This window comes from Streptomyces sp. NPDC092045, from assembly GCF_044756005.1.
GTDB lineage: Bacteria > Actinomycetota > Actinomycetes > Streptomycetales > Streptomycetaceae > Streptomyces.
In genome coordinates, this window is record NZ_JBIVSC010000001.1 from 869,640 (window position 1) to 886,889 (window position 17,250).

General features: G+C 73.9%; 11 protein-coding genes and 2 pseudogenes. 9 read left to right on the top strand and 4 right to left on the bottom strand.

Translation table 11 applies throughout. The features are described from left to right. Positions 1-199: 199 nt before the first annotated feature. On the top strand, positions 200-706 hold the full coding sequence (locus ACIQKA_RS03945; RefSeq protein ID WP_383447067.1) for a sortase: 507 nt from the start codon (positions 200-202) through the stop codon (positions 704-706). Between the two features lie 68 nt (positions 707-774). Continuing rightward, positions 775-1,353, top strand: a complete 579-nt coding sequence (locus ACIQKA_RS03950) for a class F sortase (protein WP_402540244.1) — start codon at positions 775-777, stop codon at positions 1,351-1,353. A 36-nt stretch (positions 1,354-1,389) separates the two neighbouring features. Here ACIQKA_RS03950 and ACIQKA_RS03955 read toward each other — a convergent pair whose 3' ends face one another. The 3 genes from ACIQKA_RS03955 to ACIQKA_RS03965 form a co-directional block, all read right to left on the bottom strand. Then, positions 1,390-1,812 (bottom strand): UBP-type zinc finger domain-containing protein, encoded by a 423-nt coding sequence (locus ACIQKA_RS03955; protein ID WP_390106783.1) that lies wholly within the window; start codon positions 1,810-1,812, stop codon positions 1,390-1,392. Then, complete coding sequence (locus tag ACIQKA_RS03960; RefSeq protein ID WP_391093741.1) at positions 1,809-2,525, bottom strand: SDR family NAD(P)-dependent oxidoreductase; 717 nt, start codon at positions 2,523-2,525, stop codon at positions 1,809-1,811. The genes ACIQKA_RS03955 and ACIQKA_RS03960 overlap by 4 nt, the downstream gene beginning before the upstream one ends. 120 nt (positions 2,526-2,645) lie before the next feature. Then, positions 2,646-3,716, bottom strand: a complete 1,071-nt coding sequence (locus ACIQKA_RS03965; RefSeq protein WP_402539877.1) for a glycoside hydrolase family 43 protein — start codon at positions 3,714-3,716, stop codon at positions 2,646-2,648. A gap of 367 nt (positions 3,717-4,083) precedes the next feature. Between ACIQKA_RS03965 and ACIQKA_RS03970 the strand changes: the two are divergent. Beyond that, positions 4,084-6,417 (top strand): annotated as a pseudogene (locus ACIQKA_RS03970) (AbfB domain-containing protein); the annotation flags it as partial. Between the two features lie 60 nt (positions 6,418-6,477). After that, positions 6,478-6,912: pseudogene (locus ACIQKA_RS03975) on the top strand (AbfB domain-containing protein); the annotation flags it as partial. Between the two features lie 81 nt (positions 6,913-6,993). Here the strand turns inward: ACIQKA_RS03975 and ACIQKA_RS03980 are convergent. Beyond that, entirely contained in the window at positions 6,994-10,302 is a 3,309-nt protein-coding gene (locus tag ACIQKA_RS03980; RefSeq protein WP_391093740.1) for a LamG-like jellyroll fold domain-containing protein, read from the bottom strand. 590 nt (positions 10,303-10,892) lie between these two features. Here ACIQKA_RS03980 and ACIQKA_RS03985 point away from each other — a divergent pair. The 5 genes from ACIQKA_RS03985 to ACIQKA_RS04005 all read left to right on the top strand — a co-directional run bounded on the left by ACIQKA_RS03985 (position 10,893) and on the right by ACIQKA_RS04005 (position 17,198). Then, on the top strand, positions 10,893-11,996 hold the full coding sequence (locus ACIQKA_RS03985; RefSeq protein ID WP_402539878.1) for an ABC transporter substrate-binding protein: 1,104 nt from the start codon (positions 10,893-10,895) through the stop codon (positions 11,994-11,996). Between the two features lie 349 nt (positions 11,997-12,345). Continuing rightward, positions 12,346-14,076, top strand: a complete 1,731-nt coding sequence (locus ACIQKA_RS03990; protein ID WP_402539879.1) for a sugar ABC transporter ATP-binding protein — start codon at positions 12,346-12,348, stop codon at positions 14,074-14,076. Further along, positions 14,073-15,047: an ABC transporter permease gene (locus ACIQKA_RS03995; protein WP_402539880.1), complete on the top strand. Its 975-nt coding sequence runs from the start codon at positions 14,073-14,075 to the stop codon at positions 15,045-15,047. The genes ACIQKA_RS03990 and ACIQKA_RS03995 overlap by 4 nt, the downstream gene beginning before the upstream one ends. Next, positions 15,044-16,075 (top strand): ABC transporter permease, encoded by a 1,032-nt coding sequence (locus ACIQKA_RS04000; RefSeq protein ID WP_402539881.1) that lies wholly within the window; start codon positions 15,044-15,046, stop codon positions 16,073-16,075. Before ACIQKA_RS03995 ends, ACIQKA_RS04000 begins: the two co-directional genes overlap by 4 nt. A 73-nt stretch (positions 16,076-16,148) precedes the next feature. Beyond that, positions 16,149-17,198, top strand: a complete 1,050-nt coding sequence (locus ACIQKA_RS04005) for a substrate-binding domain-containing protein (protein ID WP_391093737.1) — start codon at positions 16,149-16,151, stop codon at positions 17,196-17,198. Positions 17,199-17,250 lie beyond the last annotated feature (52 nt).

Below are 17,250 nucleotides of genomic sequence, written 5' to 3' on the forward strand. Positions count from 1 at the left end.
CGTTTTCGGTACGGCGGTCCCACCGCCGTGACCTGCGGCGACGACGGCGCGGACGGCGGCCGGGCGGCCGACCGGGCGACATCCCCGGGCGCCGCTCGCGTTGCGATGACCAGCGGCGGGCCTTTCCCTCGTGCTCGGAGCACAGCACAGGAGCCGCGCGGAAGAGCCGGGCGGGAACCGCTCCGTCCGAGGAGAAAACATGCGTCTCGCCCGTACCGGTGCCACGGCCGTCCTGATCGTCGGCGCCCTGGTCCTTCCCGCCTCCACCGCCGTGGCCGCCGAGGGCGAGGCCGCCGCTTCGGGGGACGTCCGCGTCGCCCCGGGGACGGCGTCTCCCGGCAGCACCGTCACCGTCAGCACGACCGCCTGCGGCAAGGAGACCTACGGCAAGGGCGAGTCCGTGGCCGGCGGCAGGTTCCACCTGCTCCCGGGCGACCGGAAGGGCGTCCTGACGGGTGAGTTCCGGCTGCCGAAGGACGTCCCCTCCGGTACGGACACCGTGACGCTCAAGTGCCCGCCCCGGAAGAAGATGACCGCCACGTACCGGATCTCCGGCCGCCCGAACGGCGCCGTCGACGCCGGCTTCGGCGGGAGCGCGGGCAAGGAGAGCGAGTTCGGCCTCGGCTGGCTCCTGGTCGGCGCGGCCGTCGCGGGCGGAGCGTTCGGGATGCGCCGGCGCGCCGCGGGCGCGGGGAACCGGGCCTGACGCGGACCGGCGGCCCGCGCCCGCGGCACGTCCCGCTCCCGGTCTGGGCCGCGCTCGCCGGGGCGCTGCTGCTCCTCGACGCGACGGCCGGCCACGACGCCCCGCCGCCCGCCGCGCGGGCCCTCCCGCAGGAGGCGCGGGCCGCCGGGCCGGACGTCCCGGGCCGCTCCGGGGCCGTCGCCGAGCCGCTCCCCGCGTCCGATCCGGTACGGGTCCGGATCCCGCTCATTGGGGTCGACGCCCGGCTGATGCGCCTCGAACTGGACGCGGAGGGAAAGCTGGAGCCGCCCCCGCCGAACCTCCCGGCCTTCGCCGGCTGGTACGCCCGGGGCACCCCGCCCGGCTCGGCGGGGACGGCCGTCCTGACGGGCCATCTGGACACCCCCGCCGGCCCCGCCGTCTTCCACCGGCTCGGCGCCCTGACGCCGGGCGCCGGGATCGCGGTCGAGCGCGCGGACGGCAGCACGGCCCTCTTCACGGTCGACGCGGTGGAGGAGCACGCCAAGGACCGCTTCCCCGACGACAAGGTCTACGGCGGCTCCGGCGGTCCGGAGCTGCGGCTGATCACCTGCGGCGGCGACTGGTCCGGCGACACCGGCTACCGGGCCAACACGGTCGTCTACGCCACGCTGACCGGCGTGGGCTGAGCCCGCGCCGGCGCGTCCTTCCCGGGCGGAGGGCCCTCAGGGCCTTTCCGGCGGATCGTGGCCGGGGGCCGGGTTCCGGCGAGCCGTGTCCGGGGGCGCCGTCACCGGCACCAGGAACAGCTCGTCCGCGAAGCACCAGGCCCAGTCCTCGTCCGGGGCGAGGGACACGGCCACCGGGTGCCCGGTCGCGAGGTGGTGGGCGTGCGCGTGCGCCCCGGGGGAACTGTCGCAGCACCCCACGTGCCCGCAGGTCGCGCACCACCGCAGCCGCCGCCAGGCCCGGCCCCGCGCCGCGCACGCCGCGCACACGGCCCCCGGGGCGGGACCCGGTCCCGCCGGGGCGTCCAGGTGGGCGCAGCGGCGCGGCGCCGTGCGGCCCCCGTCGGGCGCCTCCCGCCAGGCCGGGGACGGGACGCCGGACTCGCCGCGACCGTCCCCGGCGGAGGGGTCCCCGGTCATCGTCCCGCGCCTTCCGCCGCCCCCGCCCGGCCCGCGCGCGGGGGTCCGCCGCTTCCGAGGCGTTCCAGGAGCGGGGCGACGAGGTGCGACTCCACCGCGTCGGCCGCCGCGGCGCCCGCGGGCAGGGGCGGAGGGGTGCCGACCACGGCGCGCTCGGCGAAGCCGTTGTCCAGGTGGGGCATGCGCACGTCCAGGACGGCCACCCCGGCGCGCCGCGACTCGCGGGCCGCGACGCCGAGCCACGCGGCGAGCGCGGACTTGGCCGCCGCGTAGTCGGCGGTGCCGGACGGCGGCCGGTCGACGACGACGCCGGTGACGGCGCAGACGGCGCTTCCCGGCGGCAGCACGCGCAGGGCCCCGCGGACCACCGCCATGGGGGCCAGGGCGTTCACCGCCACGAGGTGCTCGGCGGCGGCCTCGGGCATGTCCCGGGCGGCTCCGAAACCGGCCGTGCCCAGGGCGACCACGACGGCGTCGAGGCCGCCCAGGGCCTCGGCGGCCCAGGGGGCGAGCCCTTCGCAGGCGCTCAGGTCGTAGGCCTCGAAGACGCGGTGCGGGCGCCCGCCCAGGGCCTCCGACACCCCGGCGAGCCGCTTCCGGTCGCGGCCGGCCAGCGCCGCCGACGCGCCCAGGCGCGTCAGCCGCTGCGCGGCGAGTCCGCCGACGGTGCCGGTCGCCCCCACCACCAGGACGCGCTTCCCGTCGATGCGCATGCCGCCTCCTCGCCCCCGGACCGGTTCGTGGACCCCACCCGTGCTTCGGCGCGGGCGGGGACTCCGGATGCGGGGAGGTGCGAGGGGACCGCTCGGGGGAGCCGCGGCCCGGAGGGCCCGTCACTCGAAGAACTTCAGGCTCCAGCCGGTGTCCGTGTTCGCGCCGGGGACGTTCGCCCGCCGGTACGTGGTGCCGCCCCACCAGCAGAAGCCGCCCGTGTACCAGTAGCGGTTCTCCCAGGAGTACGGCGTCCCCTTCGGCACCGCGTGGAACATCAGCGGGAACGTCGGACCGGCCGGCGGGCTCGTGGCGATGTCGCCGTCGAGCAGGACGAAGCTGTGGTGGCCGGGGCCGTCGACGCGCAGCGTCGGGTCCCAGCCGGACATCATGGCGTCGCGGTGGGAGCCGAAGAGGCAGCCGTTCGACTTGTACCAGTCCCACACGTGCGTCGGGTCGCCGCCGGCCCGCAGCCGCAGGTCGGCCAGGCAGTACCGGTCGCTCCAGCTCCCGTTGGCGGAGTAGACGACGTGGAGCTGCCCGTTCGGGTCCTTGATCGCCTCGGGGGACTCGTTGACGTACGGGTTGCCGACGACCCGCTCCCAGGGCTCGCGCGGCTGCGAGATGACGTACCGCGCACCGGTCGGGGTGGTGGGGCCGCTCATCCGGGCGATGTAGAGGTTCTGCTCGACGTCGGTGTCCCCGGCCCATCCCGACCAGACGAACCAGCGCTGCCCGCTGAAGGTGAACAGGGTGCCGTCGATGGCCCACTTGTCGTCGGGCAGGGCGAGCCTCGTCTCCGCCGTGTACCCGCTGTCGGGGCTCGCGGAGCTGATCGCGTACATCCGGTGGGCGGCGCCCCGGCCGGCCGTGAAGTAGACGTGGTAGCGCCCGCCGTCGCGGACGATCTCCGGCGCCCACACCTCGCCGAGGTTCCGGGTGTCGGTCCAGATCCGGCGGGCCGGCGCGGTGGCGAGCCCGGCCGTCGACGGGGCCTGGCGCACGTCGATGCCGTTGCCGGTCGACTGCACCGCGACGTAGGTGCCGCCGACCCGCAGGACGCTCGGGTCGGCGGCCCTGCCCGGGGCCGCTCCCGCCTCGGCGGGAGCGGCCCCGGGCAGGGCCGCGACCAGGGCGAAGAGCAGGGACAGCGCCAGGACGAGTACGCCGGAGGGGCGTCGTGCACGCTTCATGGGGGCTCCCGGTGAGGCCGGCCGACACGGTTTACATCGATGTAATCCAGCGTCCGCAGCATCCCGGCCGAGAGTGAACATGTCAACATGGGGGCGTGTGCGCCTTGAGGTGGGTCGAGGGAAATTGTTTGTTTCCTTTCGATTGCTGGGTGATTCCGTCGAGAACTGTTTCCTGTTAGGTTCCTCCCCACCTCGTCCGCCGCCGAGGACCGGGGCGCTCCGTCCCTCGGGCCCGTCCGCCCCCGTTCCGCCGGACGGCCCTCGTTCGAGCCGCTCGTCAACTCCGCACGGAATCCCGCACGCCGACGGGCCGGACGGCCCCGGCGCGTGCCGGACTCCGGGCGCCGTCCTGCCCAGGAGGAACCCGATGCGACGCGTCGTCGCCTGCCTGGCGGCCCTGTTGACTATGGCCGGAGGCCTGCTCTTCACCGGAACCACCGCAGCCTCCGCCGCCGTCGTCCCCAAGACGCCGCCCCTGACCACCCCGTGGACCTCTCAGGTGTCCACCACCGCCCCCCTGCCCGAGTACCCGCGCCCCCAGATGACACGGCCCGACTGGCAGTCCCTGAACGGCGAGTGGGAGTTCCTCAACCCGCCCGCCGACGGCGCGGGCAACGTCGACCGCAACGCGGCCCCGCCGCTCGGCCAGACCCTGCCCGAGCGCATCCTCGTCCCGTACCCGGTGGAGTCCGCCCTCTCCGGGATCATGCGCAACGACAACCGCGACCTGATGTTCTACAAGCGCTCCTTCACCGTCCCCCAGAACTGGTCGGGCCGCCGGGTCCAGCTCCACTTCGGCGCCGTCGACCACGAGGCCACCGTCTGGGTCAACGGCACCCGCGTCACCAGCCACAAGGGCGGCTACGACCGCTTCGAGGCCGACATCACCCCGCAGCTGCGCGCCGGCTCCAACGAGCTGGTCGTCCGCGTCTACGACCCCACCGACGGGCGCGGCGAGAAGCAGCCGGTCGGCAAGCAGACCAACAACCCCAGCGGCATCTTCTATACGCCCACCTCCGGCATCTGGCAGTCCGTCTGGCTGGAGCCCACCCCCGTCTCGTCGGTCTACTCCGTCGACATCAGGCCCGACCTCGCCACCGGCACCGCGCGGGTCAGGGTCTTCACCCGCGGCGACGTCACCGGCCACACCGTCCGCGCCGAGGCCCTGAACGGCACCCGGGTGGTCGGCACCGCCACCGGCGGCTTCACCGAGTTCTCCGTCCCCGTCCCGAACGCCCGCCGCTGGTCGCCCGACGACCCCTTCCTGTACGACCTCAGGGTCACCCTCCTGGGCGCATCCGGCGCCGCCGTCGACACCGTCACCAGCTACTTCGGCATGCGCGAGATCGGCAAGAAGCTCGTCAACGGGGTCATGCGCCCCACCCTGAACGGCGAGTTCGTCTTCCAGATCGGCACCCTCGACCAGGGCTTCTGGCCCGACGGCCTCTACACCGCGCCCACCGACGCCGCCCTCGCCTCCGACCTCCAGAAGCACAAGGACCTGGGCTTCAACATGGTGCGCAAGCACATCAAGGTCGAGCCCGCCCGCTGGTACTACCACGCCGACCGGCTCGGACTCCTGGTGTGGCAGGACATCCCCTCCACCCAGGCCTTCGACGCCAACCGCACCCCGGCGCAGATCGCCCGGTTCGAGACCGAGGCCCGCGAGATCGTCGACGAGCACCGGTTCTCCCCGGCCGTCGTCGCCTACGTCCCGTTCAACGAGGGCTGGGGCGAGTGGAACCTCGACGACACCCGCCGGATCACCACCGACCTGGAGAACTACGACCCCGGCCGCCTGATGAACGCCCACAGCGGCTACAACTGCTGCGCCTCCAAGGGCGATCCGGGCACCGGCGACATCATCGACTGGCACGTCTACACCGGGCCCGACGCACCCCGGCCCTCGGCCACCCGGATCTCCGTCCTCGGCGAGTTCGGCGGCATCGGACTGCGCACCCCCGGCCACGAGTACAGCCCCGACGGGCAGTTCTTCGCCTACGAGCAGGTGTCGAGCGCCGCCCGGCTCAACGACCGGTACACCGGCATGGTCCGCGACGTGCAGTCGCTCATGACCACCAAGGGCGTCTCCGCCTACGTCTACACCGAGATCACCGACGTCGAGGGCGAGTACAACGGCCTGCTCACCTACGACCGGCGGATCCAGAAGGTCGACACCGCCGCCCTGCGTGCCGCCCACGGCACGCTGATCGCCGCCTCCCGCAACCTCAACGCGACACCGGGCCACACCCTCGGCCACGTGCGCTCCTTCCGGGTCACCACGCCCGGGTACACCGACCGCTACCTGCGGCACGCCGACTCCCTCGCCCGCACCGACGTGCTGACCGGCGCCTCCGCCGACGGGGCCCGCCAGGACGCCTCCTTCCGCACCGTCGCCGGACTCGCCGACCCGCGCTGCCACTCCTTCGAGTCGGTGAACCTGCCCGGGCGCTATCTGCGCCACTCCGCCAACCGCGTACGTCTCGACGGCAACACGGGCGGGTCGTTCGCGGCCGACGCCACCTGGTGCGCCCGCACCGGACTCGCGGCCGGCGGCACCTCGTACGAGTCGCTGAACTTCCCCGGCGCGTACCTGCGGCACTACGCCGACAACGTGTACCTCGCCCGCGGCGGCGGCCCCAACCCCTGGGACACGGCCTCCTCCTTCGCGGCGGACGCCACCTGGAACACGGGCGAGCCCGCCCTGTGGCGCAGCTCCGTCCTGCTGCCCACGGACGTGCGGCGCTCGCTGCGCGTCACCACCTGGGGCCACACCGACCGCTACCTGCGCCACGCCGACAGCCTGGCCCGGACCGAGGTCGTCAACGGGAACAGTGCCGCCCTGCTGAAGCAGGACGCCACGTTCACGGTGCGGCGCGGCCTCGCCGACTCGTCCTGCTACTCGTTCGAGGCGGTCAACTACCCGGGCCGCTTCCTGCGGCACGCCGACAGCCGGGTGGGCACCGCCGCCGACGACGGCACCGCGCTCCTCCGGCAGGACGCCACCTTCTGCGCCCGGCCGGGCGTCGGCGGGACCGGCGTCACCTTCGAGTCGCTGAACGTCCCCGGCGCGTACCTGCGCCACTTCGAGTCCGCGGTGTCCATCGCCTCGGGCGCCGGGAGCGGCGGCTTCGACCGCCCGCAGACGCTCACGGCCGACAGCAGTTGGACGCTCGAAGCCCCCTGGGCGCCCTGACGGGCCCCGACCGAAAGGGAAGCGGGTCCTTCCGGGCGTCACCGCCCGGAAGGACCCGCTCGCTCATGTGCCGATCACGGCTTACGGCTTCCCGGCCGCGTGCAGCGCGGTCACCTCCTCGGAGGAGAGCGCCCGGTCGAAGGCGCGCACCCGGTCGACCGAACCGTTCCAGAAGTCGACGTTCCCGCCGCCCCACCGGGCGCGCCCGACCGCGAGCGGACCGGTGCTCACGTCCGCCGGGCCCGGGACCGCCGTCGCCACGAGCGCGCCGTCCACGTACAGCCGGATCTCGTTCCTCGCCGCGTCCCGCACGCCCACCAGGTGGTACCAGCGGCTGAGCTCGGGCGTCGTCGCGTACCGGGCGCGGTGGCCGCCCGGGGTGCTGAAGGCGAAGGCGCCCTGCCCGTACTGGAGGTAGAAGGGGTTCTCCCGGCGCCGGCCGTCCTGGCTGACCACGGTCGCGTAGTTGCCCGGCAGGGCGTCGAGCGCGGCCCACGCGGACACGGTGTAGCTCGTGGTGGTGTCCACGACCGGGCCGTCGGTCCGGGCGAAGCCGCCCTTCCCGTCGAACCTCAGCGCGCTGCCGTCGACGCCCGGGCCCCACGCGGTGCCCCCGTTCAGGGTGAGCGGCCGGTTCTGCGGCCCGGAGTCCCGCGCGGTCGTGCCCGCGCCCTCGTCCAGGGACCAGGAGCCGCCGCCGGCGAGCGGGGCGCGCTGCCCGGCGGCCGCGCCCGCCGCGATCACCCTGCGGTTGATCTCGCGGACCCGCACCGGATCGACCTTGATCTCCCGGCGGTCGTACGTGTAGAGGCCGTTGAGCTCGTTCTCCAGGTCGGAGATCTGGGTGTAGACGGAGCCGGACAGCTCGGCGCCCGCGGCCTCCAGGTAGAACTTCTCGGTGTTCTCGACGTACGTGCGGGTCAGGGCCTCCTTGTCGGCGACGCCGCTGTAGATCACGGTCGGGGCGCCGGGCCACATGTGGCCGGGGGTGCGCAGGGTGAAGCCGCCGTGCTCGCCGTCCATCGCGATCCGGTGGTCCGGGTAGGGGGCGTCGGTGTTGTCGTAGTCGTGGTGGTCGAGGACGTCGCCCTTGCCGGAGTCGCCCTTGGAGTTGCAGCAGTTGACCCCGCTGTGGGCGTTGACGATCCGGGACGGGTCGGCCGCCTTCACGGCCTCGGCGATCCGGCCGGTCTCCTCCCGGTTCCACTCGCCCCAGCCCTCGTTGAAGACGATCCAGCCGATGACGGAGGGGGAGTCGTGGTGCTGGCGCATCATCTCGCGGCCCTGGTCGACGAAGGCCCGGTGGCCGGTGTCGTCGGTGAGGTTGCCGGAGACGAAGTCCTGCCAGACCAGGAGGCCGAGCCGGTCCGCGTGGTAGAACCAGCGCGGCGACTCCACCTTGATGTGCTTGCGCACGGCGTTGAAGCCGAGCTTCTTGTGGGCCTCCAGGTCGAAGGCGAGCGCCTCGTCGCTGGGCTGGGTGTGGAGGCCGTCCGGCCAGAAGCCCTGGTCGAGGGTGGCGAGGGAGAAGACCGGCTTGCCGTTGAGGACCAGCTTGGGGAAGCCGCCGACCTTCTCGACCGCGATCTTCCGCATGCCGAAGTAGCTGTCGATCCGGTCGGACGACCTGCCGTCCGTCAGCCGCACCTCCAGGTCGTAGAGGTACGGGTCGTCCGGGCTCCACAGCCGCTGGTTCGCCACCGGCAGCCGCAGCTCCGCACCGGCGGGGCCGGTGGTCCGGCCGACGACCCGGCCGCGGGTGTCGCGGGCCACGGCCTCCACGCGCGCGCCGGCCGAGGCGCGGGCCGACTCGACCTTCACGGCCAGGGTGCCGGTGTCGATGTCCGGGGTCGTGACGACGTCGTCGATGGAGACGGGGGCGACGGGCTCCATCCACACCGTCTGCCAGATGCCCGAGGACTGGGTGTAGAAGATGCCGCCCGGGTCGGTGGACTGCTTGCCCGTCGGCTGGTTGGGGCCGCCGGTGTCGGTGACCGCGACGACGATCTCCTGCGGGCCCCTGTCCTTGAGGGCGTCGGTGACGTCGGCGCTGAAGGCGGTGTAGCCGCCGGTGTGCTCGGCGACCCGCGTGCCGTTGACCCAGACGCGGGCCCGGTGGTCGACGGCGCCGAAGTGGAGCACCAGCCGGTCGCCCTTGCCGGCCTTGCCGACCTTCCAGTCCTTCGGCACGTCCACGAGGCGCCGGTAGACCATGTGGTCCTCGTGCCGTTCGATGCCGGAGAGCTGCGACTCGACCGGGAACGGGACGGTGATCCGCTCGTCCAGGTCCTTGCCGAAGACCGGCGTCTCGCCCGCCCCGGCCCCGGCGAACTGCCAGGGCCCGTTGAGGTTCTTCCACTTGCCGCGCACCTGCTGGGGGCGCGGGTACTCCGGCAGCGGGTTCCTCTCGTCCAGCCGGTCGCCCCACTCGGTGGTGAGCCGGTGGGCGGAGGCGTTGGCGGCCCAGCGCAGGATCCGGGGCACGGTCTCGGTGCCGTTCCTCAGCCCGCCGAGGCCGTCGTAGTCGACCCGTACGCGCTGGCCCTTCTGGATCGGCTCCGCGAGGTCGACGAGGACGCTGTTCCGGTCGCCCGGGGCGACGCGGACCCTCCTGACCGGCATCGGGGTGGTGTCGGCCTCGACGGTGAGGTGCTCCGCCACCTTCTCCAGGCCGCCGACCCGGTGGTCGAACCGCAGCCGCAGCCGGCGTCCGTCCGCCGGGACGGTCGGCTCCACCGGATAGACCTCGAAGCCGGCGGGCGGGGTGAACGCGGACTCCGGGACGAGCTGCTTGGGCAGCGTCGGCGTCGACCAGCGCAGGAACATGTTCGCGCCGCCGACGTCCTGGAACATCTCCAGGCGGAAGTCGTGCTTCTCGCCGGCCTTCAGGTGGACGGGCGCGCTGGTCTGCTCCCGGTCCCAGTCGGGCACCCAGTGGTCGATGACCGGCTCGCCGTCGACGAAGAGCCGGAAGCCGTTGTCCCCGATGCCGTGGAAGGTGTAGTCGCCGGTGACCGGGGCCTCGATCCGGCCGGTCCAGCGGGCGGTGGTGTGCTCGGACCGGCCGGTGAGCGACTGGAAGGTGCCGGTCAGGCCGGAGAAGTCGATCTGCGGGTCGAGGGAGACACCGCCGAGTTCGGCGAAGTCCCGGGCGCCGGGCGCCGACATGCCGAAGTACTCGCCCTTCAGACCGTGGACTTCGACGGCGGCGTCACGGGCGGACGGGGAGGGGACGGACGGGGCGGCGGGGGAGGAGGCGGACGCGGGGGCGGCCCCGGCCGGCTGCGCGGCCGAGGCGGTGGAGACCGGGGCGCCGACGGACAGCACCAGGGCCGCCGCGGTGAGCAGCGCCCCCATTCCGGTTCGGGGGCGGGTGTTTCGTCGTGTCATCGAGTCTTTCCTCGCGGAGAGGGGAATCGGAGCCGGGCCCGGGGGAGGCGTGACGCCGGAGGCACTCCGGTGGTGCCGCGCGTCCGTCTCGGGGCACGGGTGGTCCGGCCGGTCGCCGCGCGTTCGCGCCGACGGGCCGGGGACGACGGCGTACGACCGGTCCGCGCCCCGGCACGGGGGGTGCCGGCGAGAGCGGACGGCCGTCATTCCAACGTTGGAAAATCGTGTGCAGCGGAATGACAGCACGCGCCGCGGAGGCTGTCCAGACCTCGTGCGGGGGCCGCGCCGACGGTCCGTCACCCCCGGTGCCGTTACGGCCGCTTCGTTCCGGGGACGCGTTCCGGAAACGTCGTCCCGGCCCCTTGCCGTGCTCGCCGGGACGCGGTTATAACGTTGTAAAGCCGAAGCCGCCGATCTGGCGAACGGCTGCTCCGAGCTTTTGTCCTCCCAGCTCAGAGCCTTGATCCGGGTGGATCGAGGCTGTGCACCAACGGTCCGCCGGCCCATCGCGGCGGACCGGCTCCTCTTCCCGCCCCGCGCGACCGCACGCCACTCGGCGGTGCTGTCCCCCGCCAAGGAGTGTCCTCCCGATGACCCTTTCGCCGACCCTTCCGAAGAGAACCCGCACCCTCTCGGTCGCCTGCGCCGTCGTCGCCTCCGCCGCGCTCGCCCTCTCCGGCTGCGCCAAGTCGGAGACCGTGGACGACGCGGGCGGCGACAGCGGCCAGGGCGCCCAGACGGTCCAGACGCCGACCGCGTCCGCCGCCGCCGGAGGGGGCTGCACCCTCACCTCCTACGGCGCGCCGAAGCTCGACCTCAAGAACGCGATCGTCGGCTTCTCCCAGTCGGAGAAGGAGGCCAACCCCTTCCGCATCGCCGAGACGCGGTCCATCAAGGACGAGGCCGCCAGGATCGGCGTCAAGAAGCTCCTCACCACCAACGCGCAGTCCCAGCTGTCCAAGCAGATCAGCGACATCCAGGACATGCTCGCCCAGGGCGCCCAGTTCCTCATCGTCGCCCCGCTCAACTCCGACGGCCTGGAGCCCGCCCTCCGGGCCGCCGCCGCCAAGAAGGTCCCGGTCCTCACCGTCGACCGCAAGATCAACGCCACCGCCTGCAAGGACTACCTGGCCTTCCTCGGCTCGGACTTCGTCGAGCAGGGCAAGCGGGCCGCCGACGCGATGGTGAAGGCGACCGGCGGCAAGGGCAAGGTCGCGATCCTGCTCGGCTCCTCCGGAAACAGCGTCACCACCGACCGCACCAAGGGCTTCGTCGACCAGGTGAGGGCCACCGCCCCCGGCCTGGAGATCGTCGCCCAGCAGACCGGCGAGTTCGCCCGCGACAAGGGCCAGCAGGTCATGGAGCAGCTCATCCAGTCCAAGCCCGGCATCACGGCGGTCTACGCCGAGAACGACGAGATGGCCCTCGGCGCCGTCACCGCCCTCAGGGCGGCGGGCAAGACCCCCGGCAAGGACGTCAGGATCGTCTCCATCGACGGCACCCGCAACGCCGTCCAGGCCCTGGCCGCCGGCGAGTTGAACGCCGTCATCGAGTCCAACCCGCGCTTCGGCCCGCTGGCCTTCGCCACCGCGCAGAAGTTCTACGCCGGCGAGGGCGTCCCCGAGGACGTCATCATCGCGGACCGCTCCTACGACCCGGCCAACGCCAAGGAGTCCCTCGGCGGAGCGTACTGACCCGAGGCCGGTACGGACCCGAGGCCGGTACGGACGCGCCCCGGTACGGACGCACGGCCGGGTCGCCGTACGGCCGGCAAGGGCGCACGGCCCGGCACCGGCGTACGCCGGCGCGCACGCGCGGACCGGCACGAGCACGTCCTCCGGCACCGCCCCCCGAACCGTACGGGCCGGTGCCGTGGTTCCGGCGGGAACCGCGGCTCGGTCCGTACGCCCACCGGCCCGGGCCTCCCCGCCCGGCCGCGGGGCCCGCCCCGCCCCCCGGCCCCCGGCGGTCTCGCTCACCGCCCGCCCGGCGACGGGGGCGGCCCCACCCCCTCCCACGATCCCTCTCCGGAAGGCCACGTTCATGGCACCCCCCGAAACGCCGGCGCCCGCGCCGAGCGGCACCGCGCCGACGGTGCTGGAGGCCCGCGGCGTCGGGAAGCGCTTCCCCGGCGTGGTCGCCCTCGACGACGTCTCGTTCACCCTCCGCGCCGGCGAGACCCACGCCCTCGTCGGCGAGAACGGCGCCGGCAAGTCCACCCTCGTCAAGGTGCTCACCGGCGTGCACCGCCCGGACGGCGGCGAACTGCTCCTGTCCGGACGGCCGGTGCGGTTCGCCCGCCCCTCCGAGGCGCAGGAGGCCGGCATCTCCACCATCTACCAGGAGGTGAACCTGGTCCCGCTGATGAGCGTGGCCCGGAACGTCTTCCTCGGCCGCGAACCCAAGAACCGCCTCGGCCTCATCGACTTCGCCCGGATGCACGCCGAGGCCGCGGAGCTCCTCGGCGGCTTCGGCGTCGCCGTCGACCCCCGCCGGCCGCTGAACACCCTGGGCATCGGCACCCAGCAGATGGTCGCCCTCGCCCGGGCGGTCTCCGTCGAGGCCCGCGTCGTCGTCATGGACGAACCCACCTCCTCCCTGGAACCGCGCGAGGTCGAGACCCTCTTCCGCGTCATCGACGACCTGCGCCGGCGCGACATCGCCGTGCTGTACGTCAGCCACCGCATGGACGAGCTGTACCGGATCTGCGACCGGGTCACCGTCCTGCGCGACGGCCGGCACATCCACACCAGCCCGCTCGCCGGACTCGACCGCGTACGGCTCGTCTCCATGATGCTGGGCCGCGAGGTCTCCGAGGTGCGCCGGCACGGCGTGACGAGCTTCGGCGCCGAGGGCCACACCATCACCCGCGAACCCGTCCTGACCGCCACCGGACTGACCCGCCGCCACCAGCTGGACGGCGTCTCCCTCGACCTCCACCCCGGCGAGGTGCTCGGCCTCGGCGGCCTGCTCGGCTCCGGACGCAGCGAGACCGCCAGGGCGCTGGCCGGCGCCCTGCCCCTGGACGCGGGCGGGGTGAGCGTCGGCGGCACGCCGCTCGGCCGGCCCTCCTCCGCGAGCGCGATCCGCGCCGGGATCAGCCTGCTCCCCGAGGACCGCAAGGCCGAGGGCATCGTCCCCGGCCTGTCCGTCCGCGAGAACATCGTGCTCGCCGCCCTGCCCCGGCTCTCGCGCGCCGGCATCGTCTCGCGCGAACGGCAGGACCGGGTGGTCGACGTCTTCGTGAAGCGGCTGCGGATCAAGGCCTCCAGCCCCGAGCAGAAGGTCGGCGAACTCTCCGGCGGCAACCAGCAGAAGGTCCTCCTGGCCCGCTGGCTCTGCCTCGAACCGAAGGTCCTGCTGCTCGACGAACCCACCCGGGGCATCGACGTCGGGGCCAAGGCCGAGGTCCAGGCCCTCGTCGACGAACTCGCGCGGGAGGGCCTCGCCGTCCTCCTGATCTCCTCCGACATCGAGGAGCTCGTCGAGGGCGCCGACCGGATCGTCGTCCTCAGGAACGGCGCCGCCGCCGGCGAACTGGTCGGCGAGAACGTGTCGGAGGAGGCCCTGCTCGCGGCCCTCGCCGACCACGCGCCGCCCGCCGGGGGCCCCGGCCCCGTACCACCCGCCGAGGACACCGGCCGCACGCCGTCCGCCGGAACCCCCGGCCACGCGCCGCCCCCCGGAGAAGCCGGGCCCGGCCCCGTACCGCTCGTGAAGAACCCCGAACCCGCCGCACCGGGCGCCCCGGCCGCCGAGGAGGACCCCCGATGACCATCCAAGCCACCGCGGCGCCGGCCCGCGCCGCCGGGACCCGCCCGAACGCCGCCGCGTGGTTCCAGGAGTACGGCGTGTACGCCGCCGTGGCCGCGCTCCTGCTGTTCAACGCCCTCTTCACCGACCACTTCCTCACCGCCGACAACCTCCGCACCCAGCTCGTCCAGGTCGCCCCGATCGTCATCGTGGCCCTCGGCATGGCCCTGGTGATCGGCACCGAGGGCGTCGACCTGTCCGTGGGCTCCGCCATGGCCCTGGCCACGGCGCTGCTGCCGCTCTACCTCGGCTACGGACTCGTCCCCGCCCTGCTCGTCGCCCTCCTCGCGGGCGCCCTCGTCGGCGCGGTCAACGGCACCCTGGTTTCTGTGGTGGGGCTGCAACCCATCGTCGCGACCCTCGCCCTGTTCGTCGGCGGACGCGGCCTCGCGCTCGTGATGGCCGACGGGCAGCTCAAGCAGATCGTCAACCCCGACCTGCTCGCCCTCGGCACCGGCAGCCTCCTCGGCGTCCCCCTGGTCGTGGTCGTCGCCGGAACCCTCGCGCTCGCCGTCGCCCTCCTCGTCCACCGGACCACCTTCGGCCGCCAGGTCGTCGCCATCGGCGGCAACCGCGCCGCCGCCACCCTGGCCGGCCTGCCCGTGAAGCGCGTCCTGACCGGCGTCTACGTCCTGTGCGGGGTGCTCGCCGCCCTCGCCGGCGTCCTCGCCACCGCCCGCCTCACCGCGAGCGACCCGTCCTCGCTCGGCACCCTGATGGAACTCTCCGCCATCACCGCCGTCGTGGTCGGCGGAACCCCGCTCAGCGGCGGCTCCGTCCGCGTCCTCGGCACCGTCGCGGGCGCCCTGCTCATGCAGCTCCTGCGCGCCACCCTCGTCAAGCACGACCTGCCCGACTCCACCGCCCAGATCGCCCAGGCGGCCATCATCGTCGCCGCCGTCTACGTCGCACGGGAGCGCCGACCCCGATGAACCCCACCTCCTCCCTCACCGCGCCGGGGACGGGCGCCCCCGCGAAGACCGGGCACGCGGACGCCGGGACCTCCGGACCGGAGCGGCTCCTCTCCCTGGTCCGGCGCCAGGGCGTGCTCGCCGTCCTCCTCCTCGTCGTGCTGATCGCCTCCTTCGCGTACCCCACCTTCCCCACCCTCGACAACGCCCGCGGCGTCCTCGTCCAGGCCTCGTTCCTCGCGATCGTGGCCCTCGGCATGACCCTGGTGATCATCACCGGCGGCATCGACCTGTCCGTCGGCTCCGTCTTCGCCCTCGGCGGCGTCCTCGCCGCCTGGGCCTCGCAGTGGGGCCTGCTGCCGGCGCTCCTCGTCCCGCTGGTGGTCTGCGGCGCGATCGGCCTGCTCAACGGCCTGCTCATCGCCCGCGCCGGCATGGCGCCCTTCATCGTCACCCTCGCCTCCCTGCTGGGCGCGCGCGGACTGCTGCTCGCCCTCACCGACGAGGGCGCCACCACCCATCTGGTGCCCGGGGACTCGGCGTTCGCCGCACTCGGCCAGGGCGGCGTCCTCGGCTTCGGGTACCCGATCCTCGTCGCGCTCGCCCTGTTCGGCGCCGGCGGAGTCGTCCTCCAGCGCACCTCCTTCGGACAGACCCTCTTCGCCGTCGGCGGCAGCGGTGACGCGGCCACCCTCATGGGGCTGCCCGTCGCCCGCGCCAAGGCGACGGTGTACGTGCTCAGCGGCCTGCTCGCGGGATTCGCGGGGGCCCTCAACGCGGCCCGGCTCTCCTCCGGCGTCACCATCATCGGCACCGGCATGGAGCTCGACGCCATCGCCGCCGTCGTCATCGGCGGCACGCTCCTGGCCGGCGGCGCCGGATCGGTCAGCGGCACCCTGTGGGGCGTCCTGCTGCTCGCCGTCATCCAGAACCTCATCAACCAGATCGGCTCGCTGAACTCCTCGTACCAGTCGGTGGTCGGCGGAGGCTTCCTGATCCTGGTCGTCGTGGCGCAGCGGTACGTTTCACGGAGCAGAAGAACGCTCTGACGCCGGAGCCAACCCCACCCCGGACCATCCGGACCACCGGTCCGCCCGGTCAGAGCCGAACCAGAGGAGTTCCGTGGGCGTCAGCCTCAAGGACGTCGCGCAGCGGGCCGGCGTGTCGATCAAGACCGTGTCCAACGTGGTGAACAACTATCCCCACGTCACCCCGCAGATGCGCGCCAAGGTGCAGCGGGCCATCGACGAGCTCGGCTACCGTCCGAACCTCACCGCCCGGCACCTGCGCAAGGGCCGCACCGGCATCATCGCCTTCGCCGTGCCCGAGCTCGGCAACCCGTACTTCGCCGAGCTGGCGGGCGCCGTCATCGACGCCGCCGCCCAGCACGACTACACCGTGCTCGTCGACCACACCGCCGGGCTGCGCGAGCGGGAGCTCCTGGTCTGCCAGGAGTTCCGCTCCCACGTCATCGACGGCCTGATCCTGAGCCCCATCCACCTGGAGAACGACGACCTGCTCGCCCGGCAGGAGACCTCGCCGCTCGTGCTCCTCGGCGAGCGCGAGTACGAGGCGCCGTACGACCAGATCGCCATCGACAACGTGGCCGCCGCCCGCAGCGCGGTCCGGCACCTCCTCGACCTCGGCCGGCGGCGGATCGCCTTCCTCGGCTCCCGCACCGGCCGCGAGCGCCAGCCCGCCCACCTGCGCCTGCGCGGCTGGCGCGAGGAGCTCACCGCCGCGGGCGTCGAGCCCGACGAGGCCCTGGTCGTCGCCACCGACGGCTACGGGCGCGGCGACGGCGCCGCGGCCATGGCGGAGCTCCTCGGACGGGGCGCCCGTCCGGACGCCGTCTTCGCGTACAACGACCTGATCGCCCTCGGCGCGATGCGCACCCTCGCCGAACGCGGGCTGCGCGTCCCCGAGGACATCGCCGTGGTCGGCTTCGACGACATCGAGGAGAGCCGCTACGGCGCGATCGGCCTCACCACCGTCCGCCCGGACAAGCGGGCCATCGCCCGGCACGCCGTCGACCGGCTCGTCGAACGCCTCGCGGGCGGCACCGTCACCGAACCCCGCCGCATCAGACCCGGCTACCGGCTCGCGGTCCGCGAATCCACCGGCGGCGCCCACACGGTCGCCCCGGCCCCCGGGGGAGGGGACGCGGACTGACCCCGCCGGCCCCGTGCCCTCCCGTCCCCGCACCCCGATGCCCCGCCCGCCC

Excerpts from the sequence above, each read along its gene's own strand:
- ACIQKA_RS03985 (WP_402539878.1), top strand. The coding sequence starts at position 10,893 with ATGACCCTTTCGCCGACCCTTCCGAAGAGAACCCGCACCCTCTCGGTC.
- ACIQKA_RS03945 (WP_383447067.1), top strand. The coding sequence starts at position 200 with ATGCGTCTCGCCCGTACCGGTGCCACGGCCGTCCTGATCGTCGGCGCC.
- ACIQKA_RS04000 (WP_402539881.1), top strand. The coding sequence starts at position 15,044 with ATGAACCCCACCTCCTCCCTCACCGCGCCGGGGACGGGCGCCCCCGCG.
- ACIQKA_RS03990 (WP_402539879.1), top strand. The coding sequence starts at position 12,346 with ATGGCACCCCCCGAAACGCCGGCGCCCGCGCCGAGCGGCACCGCGCCG.
- ACIQKA_RS03960 (WP_391093741.1), bottom strand. The coding sequence starts at position 2,525 with ATGCGCATCGACGGGAAGCGCGTCCTGGTGGTGGGGGCGACCGGCACC.
- ACIQKA_RS03995 (WP_402539880.1), top strand. The coding sequence starts at position 14,073 with ATGACCATCCAAGCCACCGCGGCGCCGGCCCGCGCCGCCGGGACCCGC.
- ACIQKA_RS03965 (WP_402539877.1), bottom strand. The coding sequence starts at position 3,716 with ATGAAGCGTGCACGACGCCCCTCCGGCGTACTCGTCCTGGCGCTGTCC.
- ACIQKA_RS03955 (WP_390106783.1), bottom strand. The coding sequence starts at position 1,812 with ATGACCGGGGACCCCTCCGCCGGGGACGGTCGCGGCGAGTCCGGCGTC.
- ACIQKA_RS03980 (WP_391093740.1), bottom strand. The coding sequence starts at position 10,302 with ATGACACGACGAAACACCCGCCCCCGAACCGGAATGGGGGCGCTGCTC.